Annotated in this window: 15 protein-coding genes and 1 tRNA gene; 9 read left to right on the plus strand and 7 right to left on the minus strand. The window is 61.7% G+C overall.

The features are described from left to right. Nucleotides 1-305 precede the first annotated feature (305 nt). Nucleotides 306-722, plus strand: a complete 417-nt coding sequence (locus FH061_RS00755; protein WP_151632000.1) for a hypothetical protein — start codon at nt 306-308, stop codon at nt 720-722. A gap of 126 nt (nt 723-848) precedes the next feature. Here the strand turns inward: FH061_RS00755 and FH061_RS00760 are convergent, their stop codons facing one another. Further along, a complete protein-coding gene (locus FH061_RS00760) occupies nt 849-2,078 on the minus strand; it encodes an NHL domain-containing protein (RefSeq protein WP_192804838.1) in 1,230 nt (409 codons plus the stop codon). Nucleotides 2,079-2,328: 250 nt separating this feature from the next. On the opposite strand from FH061_RS00760, the gene FH061_RS00770 reads away from it, so the two are divergent. The 4 genes from FH061_RS00770 to FH061_RS00785 all read left to right on the plus strand — a co-directional run bounded on the left by FH061_RS00770 (nt 2,329) and on the right by FH061_RS00785 (nt 7,431). Then, on the plus strand, nt 2,329-3,351 hold the full coding sequence (locus tag FH061_RS00770; protein ID WP_151632004.1) for a MerR family transcriptional regulator: 1,023 nt from the start codon (nt 2,329-2,331) through the stop codon (nt 3,349-3,351). Nucleotides 3,352-3,360: 9 nt separating this feature from the next. Further along, on the plus strand, nt 3,361-4,680 hold the full coding sequence (locus FH061_RS00775; RefSeq protein ID WP_151632006.1) for an MFS transporter: 1,320 nt from the start codon (nt 3,361-3,363) through the stop codon (nt 4,678-4,680). 124 nt (nt 4,681-4,804) lie between these two features. Continuing rightward, nucleotides 4,805-6,859, plus strand: a complete 2,055-nt coding sequence (locus FH061_RS00780) for a putative bifunctional diguanylate cyclase/phosphodiesterase (protein WP_151632008.1) — start codon at nt 4,805-4,807, stop codon at nt 6,857-6,859. 167 nt (nt 6,860-7,026) lie between these two features. Further along, the gene (locus FH061_RS00785; RefSeq protein ID WP_151632010.1) at nt 7,027-7,431 is read left to right on the plus strand and encodes a hypothetical protein; all 405 of its coding nucleotides are present in this window, start codon (nt 7,027-7,029) and stop codon (nt 7,429-7,431) included. 375 nt (nt 7,432-7,806) lie between these two features. Here FH061_RS00785 and FH061_RS00790 read toward each other — a convergent pair whose 3' ends face one another. Next, nucleotides 7,807-9,012, minus strand: coding sequence for an MFS transporter (locus FH061_RS00790; protein WP_151632012.1), 1,206 nt, complete (start codon nt 9,010-9,012; stop codon nt 7,807-7,809). Between the two features lie 188 nt (nt 9,013-9,200). Here FH061_RS00790 and FH061_RS00795 point away from each other — a divergent pair, with 188 nt between their 5' ends. Beyond that, nucleotides 9,201-10,832 carry a CHASE domain-containing protein gene (locus FH061_RS00795; protein ID WP_225984429.1) on the plus strand — a complete coding sequence of 544 codons (1,632 nt, stop codon included), beginning with the start codon at nt 9,201-9,203 and terminating at the stop codon, nt 10,830-10,832. 211 nt (nt 10,833-11,043) lie between these two features. Here the strand turns inward: FH061_RS00795 and FH061_RS00800 are convergent, their stop codons facing one another. Next, nucleotides 11,044-11,427 (minus strand): DUF4148 domain-containing protein, encoded by a 384-nt coding sequence (locus FH061_RS00800; RefSeq protein WP_151632014.1) that lies wholly within the window; start codon nt 11,425-11,427, stop codon nt 11,044-11,046. A gap of 151 nt (nt 11,428-11,578) precedes the next feature. On the opposite strand from FH061_RS00800, the gene FH061_RS00805 reads away from it, so the two are divergent. Then, nucleotides 11,579-12,025, plus strand: coding sequence for a winged helix-turn-helix transcriptional regulator (locus tag FH061_RS00805; RefSeq protein ID WP_151632015.1), 447 nt, complete (start codon nt 11,579-11,581; stop codon nt 12,023-12,025). A gap of 68 nt (nt 12,026-12,093) precedes the next feature. Beyond that, nucleotides 12,094-12,618 carry a PaaI family thioesterase gene (locus tag FH061_RS00810; RefSeq protein WP_151632017.1) on the plus strand — a complete coding sequence of 175 codons (525 nt, stop codon included), beginning with the start codon at nt 12,094-12,096 and terminating at the stop codon, nt 12,616-12,618. Nucleotides 12,619-12,945: 327 nt separating this feature from the next. Here FH061_RS00810 and FH061_RS00815 read toward each other — a convergent pair whose 3' ends face one another. Continuing rightward, complete coding sequence (locus FH061_RS00815; protein ID WP_151632019.1) at nt 12,946-13,167, minus strand: hypothetical protein; 222 nt, start codon at nt 13,165-13,167, stop codon at nt 12,946-12,948. A 122-nt stretch (nt 13,168-13,289) separates the two neighbouring features. Between FH061_RS00815 and FH061_RS00820 the strand changes: the two genes are divergently transcribed. Next, nucleotides 13,290-13,366: transfer RNA gene (locus FH061_RS00820), tRNA-Met, on the plus strand. Nucleotides 13,367-13,507: 141 nt separating this feature from the next. Here the strand turns inward: FH061_RS00820 and htpX are convergent. From htpX to FH061_RS00835, 3 genes are all read right to left on the minus strand, one after another. Further along, nucleotides 13,508-14,380: a protease HtpX gene (gene htpX, locus FH061_RS00825; RefSeq protein WP_151632021.1), complete on the minus strand. Its 873-nt coding sequence runs from the start codon at nt 14,378-14,380 to the stop codon at nt 13,508-13,510. A gap of 65 nt (nt 14,381-14,445) precedes the next feature. Then, a complete protein-coding gene (locus tag FH061_RS00830) occupies nt 14,446-14,796 on the minus strand; it encodes an HPF/RaiA family ribosome-associated protein (RefSeq protein ID WP_151632023.1) in 351 nt (116 codons plus the stop codon). A gap of 114 nt (nt 14,797-14,910) precedes the next feature. Continuing rightward, entirely contained in the window at nt 14,911-16,524 is a 1,614-nt protein-coding gene (locus FH061_RS00835; protein WP_151632025.1) for a diguanylate cyclase, read from the minus strand. Between the last annotated feature and the right edge of the window lie 67 nt (nt 16,525-16,591).

The raw sequence follows: 16,591 nt of genomic DNA on the forward strand, positions 1-16,591 counted from the left end.
GCGTATTGCCATTGTTGTACTCGTGCTGGCTGCAGCGCTGGCTGCATGCGAAAGACAATCCAAATCGACCGCTGCCGAACCTTCTATCGGACCTCCTGCGAACCCCTCTGTAAAACCGTCCCAGCGAAGCTGGAATGCCGTTCCGGTGCTCGGCATCCGGGGTTGAAGTGTTGCGACCACATGTGTTGCGACTACAATAGAGCGCTTTCATCCTAACATCCTGCACCGCTCACGCCATTCACGTCATTCACGCCATGGCGGGATCGGCAGGATGAACCGCTGTAACGCATCCCGGCCCGACCATCATGGATAGCCCAGAAGACAACAAACCCGCAGAACCGGCAGAGCGCCCCTGGATCGTGCTGAGCACGACTTACGATGTCGAAGCATGGATCGACAATTACAACCGGGAGCTCCAGCTCCATGTGGACGCCAGGAAGCAGCCTCATGGTCACGGCATCTGTTTCGGTCTGGCGCATGGAGGCGAAATCTACCTGCACACCACGCAGGATGGGGATGTCGTGCTCGATGTCACGCCGGAAGCGGAATGGGTCGCGCCGCTGATCACGGCCGCCACGCAGGTGGCGGCGCCGCCCTCGCAAATCTGGTCGCTGCCCGGCGACAGGATGACGCAGCTGATTCTCGGCCTGAGCCCCCTGATCGCCACCACCCGCATCGTCATCAGCCACGATTACCGCATCCGCAAATCCTGGCAGTTGTGACTTCGCGTTCGCTTTAGCCTTTGCTTTCATCCGCGCCCGCGGACCGTCGCCGTCCGCCGGGCGCCGTCTTGCCGGAACACCTGGCAAGACGATCCGCTCCCCGATGATTTCTTCGCGCGTCTGGCATCAAGGCACGTCGGTGCTGCCGGCTTCACCCTGCCTGCCTGCAACGACCGTTACCGTGCCCGCCTGCGTCACGCGGCTGATGGCATGCCCGGGCGTATCGGCGACGTACAGGTTGCCGTCCGCATCGATGCTGATGCCTTCCAGCGACTGGTAACCGATGATCGGTCCGGCCACCGTCGATACCGTGCCGGCGGCGCTGATGCGCTGCACGCTGTTGAATGCCGAGACATAGGCATTGCCCGCATTGTCAGCGGTGATGGCGAAGGTGTCGCGGAATTGCGCCGGTCCGGTTTCGCCGCCGAAGCTGCCTGCCATCGTGGTCACCGCGCCGTCAGCCGCGATCCTGCGGATGAAGGTGCTGGATTCCCTCAGCATTGGCGCCGGCGGTCCGTACCAGTCGGTGACGTACAGGTTGCCGGCGCCATCCCGTGCGATGCCTTTCGGCCCGAGGAAAGTCGCGCTGGCGGTCGTGCCGTTCGCCGTGCCCCGGCTGCCCGGCGTCCCGGCGAACGTGCTCACGCTGCCGTCGCTTGCCACGCGGCGGATCACGTAGTTGTCGGTATCGGCGACATAGGCCACGCCGGACGGATCCACCGCGATGCCCCATGGCTGCGCAAAACGGGCTGCGGCACCTGCGCCGTTGGCGTTGCCCGCGATATTCACGGACCCCGCCAGCGTCGTGACCGCGCCGCTCGGCGAGATGCGGCGCACCGCATGGCCGTCAACCACATACACATTGCCGGCGCCATCCACGCTCAGTCCCTTGAGGAAGCTGAAACGCGCGGCAGCACCGGTGCCGTCGGCACTGCCGCTGCTGCCCGCGCTGCCGGCCAGGGTGCTGACATTGCCGGCGGGGGTGATCTTGCGGATCGTGTAATTGCCCGAATCGGCGACATACATGTTGCCCGCCGCGTCGCGTGCGATGCCGATCGGCCGGTTGAAGCGCGCATCGGTGGCGCTCGCGGTGCTGCCCGAAGGCGGAGAGCTCTGCGGCGTCGATCCCGTGCCGGTGGTGCCCTGGGACGGCGTTGCCGCCGCGTTGCCAGTGCCTTCGCTCACGCCCGTTGCACCCGTGCCGGTGCCGGTGGCCCCCGTCGTACCGGTCGTACCGGTCGTACCGCTTCCCGACGCCGGGCTGACCGAGCCATCACCGCCGCCACCGCCGCATGCTGTCAATGCGATAAAAACCAGACCTGCCGTCAGCCGGCTCACCAAAGTTACTGTAGCCACATTTCACCTCAACAATCTTTCTTAACTCCCTGATTACTTATTTGTTTTCAGACATCATCACCGAGTGGAAACATGCTTCCCTTGAGAACTCTCAACTGGAAAACAAAGCGTGGCCGGGTTGTTGTATCCAGGTGTATCTGCCTATTTTTTAAGCAAATGCAGGGTTGGCGGCAATATTTTTCCTGACAAAAACACTTGACCCTGACGTTGCGTCAGCCTTTATCGTGGCGGTATTCGAAGGAGGCATTGCATGCTGTTAAAAGTTGGCGAACTGGCAAAGCGCACCGGCCTGACGGTACGTACCCTGCATCATTACGATGCGATCGGCCTGCTGCGGCCGTCGGCACGTTCGGAAGCGGGCTATCGCCTGTACCACCGCGGCGATGTGGAACGGCTTTATCGCATTCAGGCGCTGCGCCGCCTCGATCTTCCCTTGTCCGAAGTCGCCGTGCTGCTCGAAGGGGATGCGCGCGATCTTGAAAGCGTGATCGATGAGCAGGTAACGGCGCTGGAACGGCAGATCGAGCGCGCCGCCGCGCTGCGCAACCGCCTTCAGGACCTGCGCCGTCTGCTGGGTGAACAGGAACAGCCGGAGCTCAATGAATGGCTGTCGACGCTGGAGATGATGGCCATCTACGACCGCTACTTCACGCGGGAAGAATATGCGCGGATGCGCAAGGGTTCCCGGGGCATGAAGGAGCTCAACGCCACCGTCGTGGCAGTGCGCTCCTTGATGGAGCGTGGCGTGGCGCCGGATGCGCCCGAGGCCATCGCGCTGGCCGAACCATGGTCGAGGCTGTCGCTGGAACACATGGATGGCGATCCCCGGCTGATGCTCAAGCTCGATGCATTGCACCGCAATGAGCCCGGTGCGCAGGCGCTGACCGGCGTCGATACCGCGCTGCTCGAATACATGACGCAGGTAACCGCGGAATACCGCTTGAGCTTGTATGCGCGTCACCTGGGCAGCGAGGAGATCGCACGGGTACGCAATGCCTACCTGGCCAATTACCGCCGCTGGCCGGCGATGTTCGCGGAGGCGCGGGAACTGATGGAAGGCGGCGCCGCGGCCGACAGCCCGGAAATGCAGGCATTCTGCGCGCGCTGGATTGCGCTCTTCCGCGCCGTCTGGGGCAATGATCCGGCCATGCGCGCGCGCATCCTGGACATCCATGCGCGAGAACCGGGCATGATGACCGGCAGCGGCGTGCAGGGCGAAGTCATGGCGCTGATCAGCCAGGGCCTGGCCCATCTCCAGAACAACCCGACATAGGAACACGACATGGCAACTTCGCAAGCCGTTCCCGCGCGCGGCCAGCTTATGCGCGACCGCAATTTCCGCTGGCTGATCGCCGGCTCGCTCATCTCGATGCTGGGCGACCAGTTCAGCCTGATCGCGCTGCCCTGGCTGGTGCTGCAGATGACCGGCGACACGCTGGTGCTGGGCACGGTGCTGGCCCTGATGAGCGTGCCGCGAGCCCTGCTGATCCTGCTTGGCGGCGCGCTGGTCGACCGGCATTCCCCCAAGCGCGTGCTGATGCTGACCAAGCATGTCAATACGCTGCTTCTGGCATTGCTGGCGGCGCTGGTCTTCGGCGGCCAGCTGCATCTCTGGATGGTCTATGCGCTGTCGCTCGCGATCGGCCTGGCCACGGCGTTCAGCATTCCGGCCGCCACGTCCATCATGCCGCATGTCGTCGCCCGGGAACTGCTGCCCGCCGCCAACGGCGTGGCCATGGGCCTGCGGCAGCTTGCCATGTTTGCCGGCCCGCTGCTGGCCGGTGTGCTGATCGCGCTGTTCGGCGACGGAAAAGGCGGCATCGGCGGTGGCGGCGAAGACGCGGGAAGTGCGCATGGCATCGCCATCGCGTTCGCGCTGGATGCGTTCAGCTTCGCGCTGTCGGCATGGACCTTGTCGAAGGTGCGCTCCGCTGCCGCCCCGGCAAATCGCCAGGCAGTGCGGCAATCCGTCTGGGCGGCGGTCGGCGACGGCCTGCGCTATTGCTGGAATGACGCCAGCCTGCGGACCTGTTTTACGTACTGGGCTGCAGTGGCGCTGTTCATCAGCGGCCCCGTCCAGGTGGCGGTGCCGGTGCTGGCCGGCGAACTTGGCCAGGGTGCGGCGGCCTTCGGCGCGCTGGCCGGAGCGCATGGCGCCGGAACGCTGATCGGCGTGATCATCACCGGCATGCGGCCGCGCATGCGCATCGGTAGCTTCGGCAGGACCATCCTGCTGCTTGACGGCATGATCGGGCTGCTGTTCATTCCGCTCGGCCTGATCGGCGCGGCATGGCAGGGCATGCTGCTGCTGTTGGCCATCGGCGTGCTGGGCGGGTTCGTGCAAGTGACGGTCTACACCTGGCTGCAGCATCATGTCACGCCTCCCATGCTGGGCCGCGCGATGGCGATGTTCATGTTCATCTTCCTGGGCATCGCGCCGATGTCGTCGGCGCTGACCGGCTGGCTGCTGCGCAGCGTGACGCTGGTGCAATTGTTCGCCTTCAGCGGCGCCGTCCTGGTGGCGATCGTGCTGGTGGCGCTAGGCCTGTCGCGCATGGGCAAGCTGGCAGATCCGCCAGCCGCACCGGTCTTGCCATCCTGACAGCGGGATTGCCGCAGGCGCTGGAACGTGCCAGTCTTTGCTCACTGCCCCCGTGTTTTAGGCAATAATCAGGTTTCGCCAAGAAAACTTTTTTGCCGGCAATCCACGTTAAGACTGGGAATCCATGCTTGATGCCGATCTGACAACAGCGCCGAACCGCGGCGTGGAGGAAGACCTGTTCCGCCAGCTGTTCCGCCGGCACAGTTCGATCATGCTGCTCATCGATCCGGCAACAGGCATCATCGTCGATGCCAACCCGGCAGCCATCGCTTTCTATGGCTATCCGCACAGCCTGATACGCGGCATGCACATCAGCAAGGTCAATACCCAGCCCGGGCATGAAATCCGCAGCGGGATGCATGAGGCGCTTGACGATCAGCGCAAGTTCTTCATCTTCCGCCATCGGCTCGCCAGCGGGGACATGCGCACCGTGGAGGTCCACTCCTCCGCCATTGACATCGGCAATCGGCCGCTGTTGTTTTCCATCGTGTTCGACGTCACCGAGCGCGAGCGCGTGCATGATTCACTGCGGCTTGCATCGCTGGTCTACCAGAAGAGCAGCGAGGCCATGTCGGTCATTGACAGCAACGGCATCATCGTCAATATCAATCCGGCATTCACCGAGATCACCGGCTATACCGAGGCGCAGGCAATCGGCCGTAACATCCGGATCCTGGAGTCGCCGCGCGAGAGGCCGGATGCATTTACCCGTATCGGGCAGGCGATGGCGCGCAACGGCCGCTGGCAAGGCCAATTGTGGTGTCGGCGCAAGTGCGGCCAGGATTTCCTGCTGTCGCTCAAGCTCAATTCCATTTATCAGCCCGACGGCAAGATTCAATGCAACGTCGGCCTGTTTTCCGACATCACGAAAAAGCACGAAACCGATGAACTGGTCTGGCGCCAGGCCAATTTCGACACGCTCACCGGCCTGCCCAACCGGAGCATGTTCCACGACCGGTTGCAGCAGGCCATGTTCAAGGCCAATCGCGGCCGGCAGCAAGTGGCGCTGCTGTTCCTGGACCTCGACTTCTTCAAGGAAGTCAACGACACGCTCGGCCACAGCATGGGCGACCGCCTGCTGCAGGAGGCGGCGCGCCGGGTGCGCTCCTGCGTACGCGAAACCGATACGGTGGCGCGCCTCGGCGGCGACGAATTCACCGTCATTCTCGAAGAACTGAGCGACACCCGCAGCGTCGAACGCGCGGCCGGCGACATCCTGCAAGCCCTGGCCGAGCCCTTTCATCTCGGCACCGAACAGGTGTACATCTCGGCCAGCATCGGCATCACCTTCTATCCGGCCGATGGCAGGGAAACCGATACCCTGCTCAAGAACGCGGATCAGGCGATGTATGCCTCCAAGGCGCAGGGACGCAACCGCTACAGCTACTTCACCACGTCCATGCAGGAAGCGGCGCAGATGCGCAAGCGGCTGGTCACGGACTTGCGTATCGCGCTGCATGAAAAGCAGTTCCGGGTCTATTATCAGCCCATCATTGATCTCACCAGCGGCCGCATCTGCAAGGCCGAGGCGCTGATCCGCTGGCAGCATCCGGTGCGCGGCCTCATCAGTCCGGCCGAATTCATTCCGGTCGCCGAAGAGACCGGAATGATCGTCGAGCTGGGTGAATGGATTTTCCGCCAGGCCGCGCGTCAGGTCGGCGCCTGGCGCCTGCGCCATGATCCGGCGTTCCAGATCAGTGTCAATGTTTCGCCGGTTCAGCTGCAGAGCGAAGGCATCAATCACGAAAGCTGGCTGGGCTGCCTGGAATCCCTGCAGCTGCCGGGACAAAGCGTGGTGGTGGAAATCACCGAAGGCATGCTGATGGACAGTTCGCGCGGCGTCTCCAGCCAATTGCTGCGCTTCCGCGACAACGGCGTGCAGGCGGCGCTCGATGATTTCGGCACCGGCTATTCCTCGCTCTCTTACCTCAAGAAATTCGACATCGATTACATCAAGATCGACAAATCCTTCGTGCAGAATCTGTCGCCCGGCTCCGATGACATGGCCTTGTGCGACGCCATCATCGTGATGGCGCACAAGCTGGGCATCAAGGTGGTGGCCGAAGGCGTCGAGACCGAAAGCCAGCGCCGGCTGCTGGCGGCCAGCAAATGCGATTTCGCGCAGGGCTACCTGTTCTCGCGCCCGGTGCCGGCGGAGGAGTTCGAGCACCTGTTTTAGGGCCTGTTTCAGGGCCAGTTCCGGCTTTTCTCCCGCTATTACCAGCACGTCCTGATGACGCCGGAGGTAATCGACCGCAGTCCGGCTTCGGCGGAAGATGGGTTCAACGATGCAGCATACGGATGCCCGCATCGGAGATTTCCCTGAACCGACTTGAGGAGCTTGCCATGCTGAACTTTCAATCGCCACTTTTCCTTCGCCGCGTCCTGCTCGCCGATGCCGCCGCCGGCGCCGCGACCGGCCTGCTGATGCTGTCGGGCGCCGGCATGCTGGAAAGTCTGCTGAACCTGCCGGCGGCATTGCTGAAGACCGCGGGCGCCAGCCTGCTGCCGCTCGCCGCCTTCCTGGTCTGGCTGGGCACCCGCAAGGCACCGTCCCGGACTGCCGTGTGGATCGTGATCGCGGTGAATGCGGTCTGGGTGGTGGAAAGCTTTTACCTGCTGCTATCGGGATGGGTTGCGCCGAATGCCCTGGGACAGGCGTTCATCGTGGCGCAGGCACTGGCGGTTGCGGTACTGGCGGAGCTGGAGTATTTCGGATTGCGCCGGTCGCCATCGGCGGTGGCTTGCTGAACGCCGGCGTACCGGAGCCATATTCAAGCCATATTCAAGCCGCACTGGCCATGCCGGCCACGCTGCGGCGAATGGAAGAATGCCATCGCAGGAAACATCATGTCCTGCGATGGCATTCGGAAAGTCCGCCCCCGGCAGGGAGCGATGTCGGATCTAGAAGCGGCTGCGGCGGACGGTGCGGGTGCCGTAGCTGCGGGTGAGCATCCTGGATTGGATCTTGCGCCACAGAAAACCTGCAACGGCGAGGAAAATCATCTTGCGCATGAAGACCTCCGTTATCAAATGAGTCAATGATGATCTGACGCAGGCTGATCGGCTTGGTTCCTGCTTTGCACGCCCAGACAGGTCATAAACGCATCAAATGCCGGTATTTGCTCAGGCTGTCAGCTTTTCGCGGTTGGTGAGCGAAGGAAAAAGCCGCATCCAGATTGCCACGATGGCGAGCGTGCCGAAGCCCCCGATCAGCACCGAGGGAATGGCACCGAACCAGCCCGCGGTCACACCCGATTCGAATTCGCCCAGCTGGTTCGAAGCGCCGATGAAAATCGAGTTGACCGCGCTGACCCGTCCCCGCATCTCGTTCGGCGTATCGAGCTGCACCAGCGATTGCCGCACCACCACGCTGACCATGTCGAAAGCGCCGGTCAGCGCCAGGGCCAGCAACGACAGGCCGAACGATGTCGACAGGGCGAACACCAGCGTTGCCACGCCGTACAGCGCGACCGAACCGAACATGACCTTGCCGACCCTGCGCTGGATAGGATGGCGCGCAAGATAGAGGGATACCAGCAGAGCGCCGACGGCCGGCGCGGAACGCAGCAGGCCCAGTCCCCATGGGCCCACATGCAGGATGTCGCGCGCGAAGATGGGCAGCAGCGCGGTGGCGCCGCCGAGGAGAACGGCGAACAGGTCCAGCGAGATGGCGCCAAGAATCTCCTTGCGATTCCAGATGAAGGAAATGCCGGCGAACAGGGTCTGCAGCGTGACCGGTTCGCGCGGCGGCGGCGCATGGTCGACCCGGATCATCAGCGTGAAGACGACCGCCGCAATGCACAGCAGCGCGCAGGTGGCATACACGGCGACTGCGCCTGCCACATAGAGGAATCCGCCGATCGCCGGTCCGAGAATGATCGCGAACTGCGTGCCGGCCGAGTTGATCGCCAGCGCGCGCGGCAGCACTGCCGGCGGCACCAGCAGCGGCCCCAGCGCCTGCTGGGTCGGCATCTGGAAGGCTTTTGCCGCGCCCAGCGCCAGCGACGCGAGCAGAATGGTTTCGCGATTGAGCCAGTGGCCCAGGGTCCCCGCGATCAGCAACAGCGCGACGCCAAGTTGGCCGGCGAGACACCAGGCCAGAATGCGGCGCCGGTCGTAACGGTCGGCAATCTGGCCGACCAGCAGGGACAGGGCAAGCGCCGGCAGAAACTGCGCCAGCCCCACCATGCCGAGATCATAGGCACTCTGGGTGATGTCGTACATCTGCCAGGCCACGACAACCATGAGCATCTGGTTCGAGGCGGTGGTGGCAATGCGGCTGAGAAAGAAATGGCGGAACGAAGGATAAGCTGCGAGTGGATTGATCATTGTTGTTATGACGACGCGGAAATGCCCAGCCGGGAGCTTATACCAATCCCGAGCCAAACCATGCCGTGAGATCGATTCGGGATGGGTATTACCGGGCCCGCGACTCGTCCCAGGCGCGAATCCCCATGTTGATGCGATGAGATTGCAGGTTCTCAAGAACGACGCTGTCCGATGGGCGATGATACCGGTTGATTCGACAGACATTGACCATGGAGGACGGCGACTGCATGCCGTCGCAATACGGCATGACGCAAAAAGCGCAACGCAGGGAGCATTTCCTGCATTTATTCAAGGCAAGGGAACTGGTCACGCTCGCCGTGCTGGCCGCCTCCCTGCTCGTCACCTTTCGCATCTGGGAAAGCGCCGAGCGCTCGGCGCAGCAGAACCTGAGCACGGCCTTCGACTTCCGCGTCAGGGAATCAAATATCCGTATCGAACAGCGCCTTGCCGTCTATGAACAGATATTGCGTGCAACGGTGGGACTATTCGCCTCCGCCGATACGGTCACCCGCAACGAGTTCCGGGCGTTCGTGAGCAGTCTGTCCCTGCAGGAAATGTTTCCCGGCATCGAAGGGGTCGGCTTGTCCATCATCGTGCCGCCCGGGCAGAAGGATACCCACGTCGCCGCGGTGCGCGCCGAAGGTTTTCCGGAATACGACATCCGCCCGCCGGGCGACCGCGACTTCCAGACGTCGATCGTGTATCTGGAACCCTTCTTTGGCCGCAATCTGCGCGCCTTCGGGTTTGACATGTTTTCCGAACCCCATCGGCGCGCCGCCATGGAAGAGGCCCGCGACAGCGGAAGGACGGCGATTTCCTCCAAGGTGGTGCTGGTGCAGGAGTCCGGAACCGAAGTGCAGGACGGCTTCCTCATGTATCTGCCGGTGTTTCGCAACAATGCGCCACGCGCCAGCGTCGAGGAAAGGCGGGCCAGCATTCTCGGCTGGGTCTATGCGCCGTTCCGCATGGAAGACTTCATGCGCGGGGTCAACGGCGAACTGACCAACGACGTGGATGTGGAAATCTATGACGGCGAACTGGTCAATCCAGCGGCGCGCATGTATGACAGCCATGTAGAGGTGGAAGCAAGTTCTCCGGCGCGCGGGCTCAAGCGCGTCGCTTATATCCAGACAGGCAGCAGGACATGGACGGTCGTTACGTCGGCAATGCCGGAATTCGACGTCCGCATGCACTCGGATCGGCCAAGACTGATCCTGCAATCGGGTGTCAGCATCAGTCTGCTGATCGCCCTGCTGATCTGGCTATTCCTTGATGACAGGGCGCGTGCGCTGCAGGCCGCCGACCAGGCAATGCAGCTGGCGCTTTATGACGCGCTGACCGGCTTGCCCAACCGCAAGCTTCTTGACGAGCGGCTCGGCGTCGAACTCACCAAGGCGCGGCGCGACCGCAGCCATGTCGCCCTGCTGTTCATCGACCTCGACAAGTTCAAGCCGGTCAATGATAACTTCGGCCATGCCTACGGCGACCTGCTGCTCAAGGAAGTGGCAAGACGCCTGCAGAGCTGCATGCGCGAATCCGATACCGCTTCACGCCTCGGCGGAGACGAGTTTGTCGCATTGCTTTCCGGCATCGAAGATGACGAGGCGACGCTGCGCGTGGCCGACAAGATCCTGCTGCGTCTCACGGAGCCGTACGAGATTGCGGGACATACCTTTCATATTTCGGCCAGCATCGGCGCCGCGGTCTATCCGCGCGATGGAATCGACAGCAAATCGCTTGTCCGGAGCGCCGACGTGGCAATGTACGTCGCCAAGAATGCAGGACGAGCCAACGTGAAACTGGCGGAGCGTACACATTAGAGAAGATTGCAGGTGGGGTATGGAAGAATCGGTTTGTCCATGCGCCCAAGACAGGCCGAGGCCACCTTACGTTTACCTGCAATCCTCTCTGACACGCGCGGCAGGCAAGCAATCGGCGCTTCATAAAAAAGGCCCGCGCTCGGCGGGCCAAGTCCATATTGGCAATATGGAGAGGCAAAGGTCAACGACGGGGAGATAACACCGGTCCTGCTCAGCCTCCGACGCGCTGGATGGCGGAACGGCTGGCCTTGGCTGCCTGCACCGCTTCATTGCGCACGTCCTCGCGCGTCCGCGTGGAGGCTACCTGGGTGAATTCCACGAATTCCGACTGGCGCCCGGCCAGGCCCTGTGCGTAGGCGGAATCCAGCTCGGCGCGCACTTCAGCCCGGGTCTTGCCGCCGGCCACCTGGGTGAATTCGACAAACTCGGCCGATTGCATGGCGCTGCGCGCAGCAGGATTATTCAGCTCCGCCCGCACTTCCGCGCGGGTGCTGGACGAAGGCACATTGGTGTAATCGACAAAATCGTCAGCGGCAAAAGCGACGGTTGAGGTGGCGATGATGGCAAGGGCAACTGCAGTCATTTTGATGTTCATTTGGATACTCCACGGATTCATTGAATAAGCGGCAATACCGATTGCCGGTCCAGCACTTGCTGTGCATGCCTCCTAGTGGCTTGCATTTTGCAAGTAACGAAGCCATCTTAGCCTAGTGACTTTTATTTTGCAAGGGTCTAAAATCGAAAACATGGAAAAGACACTCAAATGCGCTGCTCCCATCTCCTGTCCGATCGTGCGCTCGGCGTTGCTTCTCGGGGATGAATGGATCCTGCTGGCCCTGCGGGCGCTGTTCCGCGGCCCGCTGCGTTTCGACGACCTGCAGAAACAGACCGGTGCTGCGACCAATATCCTGACGACGCGGCTCAACCGCATGATCGAAGGCGGCCTGGTGGAAAAGGTGCCTTACCAGGAAAGGCCGCCGCGCTTCAATTACCAGCTCACCAGGGCCGGCAAGGGTTTGTTTCCCGTTGTTCTGGAACTGATGCGTTTCGGCGATGAATACCTGCAGTGCGAAGATGCCAAGCCGGTGCGGCTGCGGCATGCCGATTGCGGCAAGCTTTCCAAGCCGGGACAGACCTGTTCTGAATGCGGCCAGCCGATACGGCTTGGCAACGTGACGCTCGAAGACTCCTGAGCGGGGTGCCGCACCAGCTTGCCAACCGCTTTATCAACAGTGAAGAAGTAAAAATCAGGAGACCTGGCATGGAAGCACAAGACAAACTCAAGCAGTGGCGGGATGAGGAAGCCGCGATCCGGCCGGTGCTGTGCGCACCCGGCGTGGCGACGCGCGAACAATTGCGCGAACGTTCCGGAATCGAATTCCTGAAGGACATCTTTCAAGGCAAATTACCGGTTGCGCCCATCGGAGCATTGCTCGACTTCATTCCCGTGCATGCGGATGCCGGCGTGATGGTGTTCCAGGGCACGCCCGGACCCCAGCATTACAATCCGATCGGCATGGTGCATGGCGGCTATGCCGCCACCCTGCTCGACTCCTGCGTCGGATGCGCAATTCACACCATGCTTCCGGCAGGCAAGGGTTACAGCACGCTGGAGCTGAAAGTGAATTACATTCGCGCGCTGACCGACAAGACTGGGCCGATACGGGCGGAAGGACGGGTCATCAACGTCGGCAGTCAAGTCGCCGTCGCGGAAGGCCGCATCACGGATGTGCATGGCAAGCTGTATGCGCATGCGACCACGACCTGCCTGGTGTTTTCCATCTAGGCTGTGTTTGATCAGCTGCAGTTCGGTGCGGTTCCGGGGCCGCGCCTGCGATGCCCGGCGTACGTCCGTACGCGGGCGCTCCCTCAGCTCAATGCAATGCAACGAAACGCGGCTTCGAACCGATCGCGACGCTAATCCAACCCAGCCTGGCGGGGCGAATGTACGGGAGAATCGGTTTGTCTCGGGATGCAGGGCATGGCAGGCCGAGATGCCCGTCCACTCATTCGCAACATTCGCAATTCGCTCCGCGCCATACCTGCACGGACCTGTCGCAAAAAGCATCCGGCTTTCGCCGACGGTGCTGCACACCGCAGTCGGCGACAAGTCTCAGTGATGGTGATGATGGGTCCAGCTGCCGTCCGGAGAAGCGAGGAAGGACTCGACTGCATCTTTTTGTCCGGTCGCATGACGCAGCACTTCACCGCAGCTGCAGATGCCCTGATAAGGCTGGATATGGGAACAGGCGGATATTTTTTGCAGGAAAACCTTGACGGGCTTCGAGCATTTCTTGCATTTGAATTGCAGGGTGCGGGCGGGCTTGTTGCTCATTTTTTAGGCAATGACAGTAAGGGGTTGAAGCGGTCTTCGCGGCCGCACATTATTTCACGGTTTTCTTTTTGCGTTTTCGATTGCGCCGCTTCTGCATCTTCTGTACAATTCGCAGCCTCAGACGCGGGGTGGAGCAGTCTGGCAGCTCGTCGGGCTCATAACCCGAAGGTCACAGGTTCAAATCCTGTCCCCGCAACCAGATATTAAAAAGGCCGCGCATTGCGCGGCCTTTTTTCATTTCGGCGCGGTCCCGCGATATTCAGGGATTCTCATGCGCCTTTCATGCCGGCAGCAATGCTGCCGGCCTCTGTTGCCATGAAACGCTTTCTTCAAGCGTGAATTACACGTGATGCAGGGCAGCGATCCGGTCCTCGAGCGGCGGATGGCTGGAGAACAGCGACATCAAGCCGCCGCCGGCAATCCCGGACGCCGCCATGTTCTTGGGCAGTTCACCATGCGAGAAGCTGCCCAGGCGCTGCAAGGCCGCGATCATCGGACGCGGGGAACCCAGCAATTGCGCCGCGCCGCGGTCGGCACGGAATTCACGCTGGCGCGAGAAGTACATGACGATGATGCTGGCGAGAATGCCGAACAGGATATCGCAGACCACGACAGTGACGGTATAGCCGATGCCGGGTCCGCTGCTTTCCTGGTCGCCCCTGCGCAGCATCTGGTCCACAAGATAACCCACCACCCGCGCCAGGAAGGTGACAAAGGTATTGACCACGCCCTGGATCAGCGTCAGCGTCACCATGTCGCCATTGGCGATATGCGCCACTTCATGCGCGAGAACCGCTTCAACCTCTTCGCGGGTCATGGACTCAAGCAAGCCGGTGGAAACCGCCACCAGCGAGCTGTTCTTGGTCGCACCGGTGGCGAACGCGTTCGGTTCGCCGTCATAGATGGCGACTTCGGGCATGGCGATGCCGGCGCGCTGGGACTGGCTGGCGACCGTGTTGACAAGCCACATTTCGGTGGAGGTGCTGGGCTGTTCGATGACGCGTGCCCCGGTCGACCACTTGGCGATCGGCTTCGACAGGAACAGGGAAATGAACGCGCCGCCAAAGCCCATCAGCGCGGAAAACATCAACAAGGTGCCGAGATTCAGGCCGTTTGCGGTCAGGTACTTATTGACGCCAAGCAGACTGGCGCTGATGCCGAGCACCAGCATAATGGCAAGGTTGGTGCCGACGAACAAGATCACTCGTTTCATGATTATCCTGTGAGGTGAATGTAGAGAATTCGTTTTGCCGAAGCCTTATGCGATATCGGGCAGCATCAGGCAGATTCGGCCACTAGGGGCGCCTTGAAGCGCGCATGCCGGATTTGCTTGGCTCGCTCGAGATGCCGGGTAATGACTTGCGCGGCGCGATGGACGGTGACATCCACCGCTTCGGCGATGCTGGCCGCCTTGCCGGTGACGATGACCGGCGGCAGGCCCGGAATGCGCAGTTGTATCTGGCATTGCTTGTCTATGCCGCCTTTTGGGCCATTGTGGTCGGTGATGCGGACAATGATGGCGTTGATGGACTGCTGGGTCCGGTCGAGCGCAAACCGCAGGCGCCGCACAACATGGTCGCGCATGACCTTCGGCAGCTTGACGCCATTGGCAACGATAGTCGGTTTCATGATGGGCTCCGTTGTGGTTAAGGAGCCCACATCGTAATGGAATGCAATCGCACAAAAAAGCGAAGTAGGCAGAAGTTTTTGTTCCGAAAAAACTGATTCTGTACGCAGCGGATTTTATGAAGCGACCTCCACGCGGTTGCGCCCCAGCCTTTTGGCCTGGAGAAGCGCGCCATCCGCCACCTCCGTCAGCGCCGCCGCGGTATGAATCCCCGGCAAGGAAGCAATGCCCGCGCTGAAGGTGGCATGCAGGGCTCCGCCAGGATGGGCATGCGGCAAGCCGGAAAAGTCCCTGCGGATGCGATCGATTGCGGACAAGGCCTTGTCCCTTGTCACGCCAGGCAATGCAATCAGGAATTCCTCGCCGCCATAGCGTCCGATCAGATCCACCGAGCGCAGCCTGCCCTTGAGGAGCCAGGCGAGGCCCCGTATCACCTGGTCGCCCACGGGATGACCATACGCATCGTTGATCGACTTGAAATGGTCGATGTCGATCATCGCCACCGTGAGCGCATGTTCGTCGCCGGCCTCTTCCACCATCGCCTTCAGGCGGGATTTGGCTGCCGTGTGATTGAGCAGGCCGGTCAGTCCGTCGAGACGCGTGGAGCGGCGCACTTCCCTGAAGCGCTCGATCCTGGTCTTGACCACCGCGGCAAGCAGCACCGGATTGAATGGTTTCATCAGGAACTGGTCTCCGCCAAGGCGCAGTGCCTCGACCTGCATGCCTACCGCGGATTCGCCCGAGAGATAGACGACCGGCAGGGAGTTATAGGCTGCCATCTGCCGCAGTACCCGCGTGGCCTCGACACCGTTGAAGCGCGGCATGTACATGTCCATCAGTATGAGATCGGGCTTGTAGGATTCGAGCGCCTCCAGCAGCCGGCCCGGATCATGGATGGCATGGGTATTGATGCCGTGCTGCGCCAGCGTGCGCCGGATCAGCGCGACGGCGACACGCGAGTCTTCGACCACCAGCACCCGGTACTGCTCCTGTTCATTGGTCTGCACCAGATCGAGTATGCAGTTGAGCACCATCGCAGGCTGGTCTTCGGCAGCGATGGTGATATCGATTCCGGCCCGCATCAGCGCGACGATGGGTTCGATCTCCGATTCACCGCCGAGGTAAATCAGCTGGCTTGCCGGACAGGCGGCGCGAATGGCAGCGATCCGTGCGCTTTCATCCGCCGTCGTGATGTCCCCCGCCGGAATGAAAAGCACCGCAAGCGGCTTTTCCGCTTCCTTCATGTCCTGATCTTCATCCCAGCCGTGTTTGCTGACCTTGAATCCGAAAAACTGCATCTGCTCCGTCAGCGCGCTTGCCATGGCGCGCTTTTCCGGCGCCGCAATCATCCAGACCGAGCGCGGCTTGATCCAGTCGATATCGGCCGGCGCCGCAGCGGCTTCCTGCATGCGGCGGGCGGAAGCCACGTTGCGCGATGTGGCGACCGCTCCGGCGAGCGAGTCAAGCTGACGCTGCAGCATGGAGATGTCCTGACCGGAAATCGGATGGGTCTCTTCTTCGCCAAGCCGCGCCAGCGCCGCATTTTCCAGCCCTTCGCAAAGACGGACCAGGCCGGGCAGGCGCAGGCGATTGAAGTATTCTGCGAGACTGTTGACGGCAATGGCGAATTCGATGAACTGCTCGAAGCGCCCTTCCTCGACATACCGCGACCAGCGCTTCTGCAAGACCGACAGGCGATCATCAATGGAGTTGTGGTGAGATTGTGGCATGACCGAACCTGCGAAAACGATTCGGCATTATCGGGGAAGCAGGTGGCTCAGGCAATGAAGAATGTAA

It is taken from the genome of Noviherbaspirillum aerium, from assembly GCF_008929045.1.
GTDB lineage: Bacteria > Pseudomonadota > Gammaproteobacteria > Burkholderiales > Burkholderiaceae_D > Noviherbaspirillum > Noviherbaspirillum aerium.

Coding starts and splice junctions, on each gene's coding strand:
- FH061_RS00810 (WP_151632017.1), top strand. CDS start 12,094: ATGGAAGCACAAGACAAACTCAAGCAGTGGCGGGATGAGGAAGCCGCG.
- FH061_RS00800 (WP_151632014.1), bottom strand. CDS start 11,427: ATGAACATCAAAATGACTGCAGTTGCCCTTGCCATCATCGCCACCTCA.
- FH061_RS00815 (WP_151632019.1), bottom strand. CDS start 13,167: ATGAGCAACAAGCCCGCCCGCACCCTGCAATTCAAATGCAAGAAATGC.
- FH061_RS00775 (WP_151632006.1), top strand. CDS start 3,361: ATGGCAACTTCGCAAGCCGTTCCCGCGCGCGGCCAGCTTATGCGCGAC.
- FH061_RS00835 (WP_151632025.1), bottom strand. CDS start 16,524: ATGCCACAATCTCACCACAACTCCATTGATGATCGCCTGTCGGTCTTG.
- FH061_RS00780 (WP_151632008.1), top strand. CDS start 4,805: ATGCTTGATGCCGATCTGACAACAGCGCCGAACCGCGGCGTGGAGGAA.
- htpX (WP_151632021.1), bottom strand. CDS start 14,380: ATGAAACGAGTGATCTTGTTCGTCGGCACCAACCTTGCCATTATGCTG.
- FH061_RS00770 (WP_151632004.1), top strand. CDS start 2,329: ATGCTGTTAAAAGTTGGCGAACTGGCAAAGCGCACCGGCCTGACGGTA.
- FH061_RS00805 (WP_151632015.1), top strand. CDS start 11,579: ATGGAAAAGACACTCAAATGCGCTGCTCCCATCTCCTGTCCGATCGTG.
- FH061_RS00830 (WP_151632023.1), bottom strand. CDS start 14,796: ATGAAACCGACTATCGTTGCCAATGGCGTCAAGCTGCCGAAGGTCATG.
- FH061_RS00785 (WP_151632010.1), top strand. CDS start 7,027: ATGCTGAACTTTCAATCGCCACTTTTCCTTCGCCGCGTCCTGCTCGCC.
- FH061_RS00755 (WP_151632000.1), top strand. CDS start 306: ATGGATAGCCCAGAAGACAACAAACCCGCAGAACCGGCAGAGCGCCCC.
- FH061_RS00790 (WP_151632012.1), bottom strand. CDS start 9,012: ATGATCAATCCACTCGCAGCTTATCCTTCGTTCCGCCATTTCTTTCTC.